This window comes from Flavobacterium soyangense, from assembly GCF_015277675.1.
GTDB classification, from domain to species: domain Bacteria; phylum Bacteroidota; class Bacteroidia; order Flavobacteriales; family Flavobacteriaceae; genus Flavobacterium; species Flavobacterium soyangense.
Genome location: NZ_JADHEC010000075.1, coordinates 1 through 2,574 on the forward strand (window position 1 = coordinate 1; position 2,574 = coordinate 2,574).

3 protein-coding genes and 1 pseudogene are annotated in these 2,574 nt (G+C 33.2%); 3 read left to right on the top strand and 1 reads right to left on the bottom strand.

From position 1 onward, the window contains the following. Positions 1 to 358: 358 nt before the first annotated feature. Positions 359 to 787 carry a hypothetical protein gene (locus tag IR213_RS15950; protein WP_194313280.1) on the bottom strand — a complete coding sequence of 143 codons (429 nt, stop codon included), beginning with the start codon at positions 785 to 787 and terminating at the stop codon, positions 359 to 361. A gap of 87 nt (positions 788 to 874) precedes the next feature. Between IR213_RS15950 and IR213_RS15955 the strand changes: the two genes are divergently transcribed. The 3 genes and pseudogenes from IR213_RS15955 to IR213_RS15965 form a co-directional block, all read left to right on the top strand. Beyond that, positions 875 to 1,078: a hypothetical protein gene (locus IR213_RS15955; RefSeq protein ID WP_194313281.1), complete on the top strand. Its 204-nt coding sequence runs from the start codon at positions 875 to 877 to the stop codon at positions 1,076 to 1,078. A gap of 118 nt (positions 1,079 to 1,196) precedes the next feature. Next, positions 1,197 to 1,451: a hypothetical protein gene (locus tag IR213_RS15960; protein ID WP_194313282.1), complete on the top strand. Its 255-nt coding sequence runs from the start codon at positions 1,197 to 1,199 to the stop codon at positions 1,449 to 1,451. A 275-nt stretch (positions 1,452 to 1,726) separates the two neighbouring features. Then, positions 1,727 to 2,574 (top strand): annotated as a pseudogene (locus IR213_RS15965) (hypothetical protein); the annotation flags it as partial.

Genomic DNA, 2,574 nt, shown 5'->3' on the forward strand with positions numbered 1-2,574 from the left:
ATATATGCTTAAAGCTACGATTTACAAGGGATTTAAAGCTTATTTAAACATTATTTAGCCTCATTTATTGGGGCTTTTTTTATGGAATAAACCGAATAACCCAAAAACTGGAAATTTTGTGTTTTTTTCTTTGCATCTACACTTGCATCTACACTTGCATCTACAAAGTAGTGTTTTTTTTAGCCACTTTATGTATGCTTAATAGCGGTTAAAGGACATTTTTTGCATAAAAACAACAAACTCACGACACTTAATATCACGGACAAAAACGTATGATTTAATATAATTACTTGATTTTTAATTAGTTATTTCACGGTGTTAAAAATGTAATTTCAAAAAAACACTATACTATACTGATCTACTTCTCTTTCTTTGTTAATTCAGGTGCTGATTCAGCCACATTCTTATAAAGAAATGGCTCTTTCTGCGTGTATTTCAATTCTGAAAGTTCTTTCTCTAGCCTTAAAATTTTTTCATCTTTCATTTCGATGATTTGCAATCGTGCATCTGCTAAATCTTTATAGTTTAATTGCTCAACTGGTTCAACATTATCGTGGAGATAAGTTATAATAGGATTAGTACCGTTTTTTAGCATAGATCCATTACCTGTTAATAACCATTCAGCATTTATTTCCGGATAATGATGTAAAATTTTACACGCCTTGTCGGTACCCATATTACTGCTATTGTCCAAAAATTTGTTTGAAAAACCCAAATCTTTACAAAATTTATACTTACTAATTCCTTTAAAGTCAAGGTATTTGATTACTCTTTCCGTTGTGCCCATAATTTTAATGTATTTTTTTACACTAAAATTTGTTTTAGTGTAAAATATTACTATATATTTGTACCACACATAAGAACAAACAAAGCAATGGACAAATCTAATAAAAAAAGTAACGAAAACTGGAATACAAGTGCATTAAACGCATTGGCAACAAAATATAGCTTCACAAGCCGCTATATAAAGCAATGTATTACCGGAGAAAGAACTCCAATTTTTGCCGACAGGATAAAAGCAGAATATCTCGAACTAAAAAAAAATCTTAACAACCTATTAAACAACGACAAACTATGAAAACACAGATCATCCACCACGTGAATGAAGATTTCACGACCGAAGTAATCGAAACTATATCCCTTAAAGGCGGGAAAATAGTAAGTATCACATTTAGCGAACCTCAAAAACTTTAAGTATGAAGCCAGTAGTAATAAACATCACAAATCTTATCGGCACAATGGTAATCATTGGCGATAAAGAAAACACATCGGCACAAATTCAAGAAAAAGTGAATGATGCATTATTAAAAGTTATAAAAACCTCCGAATTTGACAAGCTAGGCGATGATAAAGATCGCACCGATAGGCTTATTCGTAAATGGGAAGAGTGTGTTAAACCTTCGAATTTAAATGGTTTAAATGATTTTCTATTAGCTCTAAAAGAGCTTTAAATTCATCAGGTTTTTTGTTTAGCGTTTCGGTTTTTAATTTTTCCAAAGCATTCAGGTAACTTTTTTTAAAACCCTCATTACCAGTTAGAATATCGGTAATGATGTCTAACCTGATTTCTAAAAAAATTAATTCATACACATCCATATTACTATTATTTATTGAGTTAGACCGTAAATATAGTAATAACTCCGATACAGGTTGTCGCTCATATTGATTGATGAGTGAGTGCAAGGTTCGATTCCTTGGTCGGAACAAACTTTTTAAGTATAAAAATATGCCTTATATCTGGACAGAAAAACAAGTTGCCGTAGAGAAAACGGAATTGATTATCACTTATTTCAGTGAAGAAAAAACGGCATACCTTAAAGGCAAAGGAGTTTTGCACCTCTTTTGGAATAAAGAATCTTCTTTACTTCAAGAAATTTGGAGATACAAAGACAAAAACTACGGCATCAAGCGTTTGCAAAACGGAGGCGGGAAACACCGCACAGTTCTTATCGACTTTGACAGTTTGAATGCCGACTTGCAGGACATTCTTAAGGATCCTCGAAAAGTTGCTAATCCGTTGGATTTGTATTTTAAAATTGACGGTGATGCTTATACTTATTATAGCGGTTTCAGGCGTTTAGGTTCGACACTTACTAAAGACGAAAAAGAGAATTATTTAATTAATGCCAGCGTAATGAAGGCCGCCATAAAACTTGAAGAGGTTAGAATTCAGGAGCGAATCAAACTCAAAGGATCATTACGCACCACTACAGTAGATGGTGTTGTTATTCCGGGTGTGTTGCAAAGTTTATTGCAAGATGTCATAGACTTTCAAACCACTTTAACAATTAAACACAAAGAAAAAGAACATACTTTGCCTACTGGTGAGAAACAATTTAAAAAGGTTTTAAACGAATGCAAAGAAAATTTGTATTATCCGCTTATCAAGGATCCCGAAGGCAAAAGAAACAATAACGCTCGTAGAGTCTGCGAACAAACTGAAATGATTCTTAACGGATTGTTTAAAAACCAATTGCACAAGCCTACACCTACCGAGGTGGCTCGCAATTACGATGCCTTCTTAAATGGCTATGCGGAAGTTTATAATCAAGATACAGGCGAACTTTATGACCC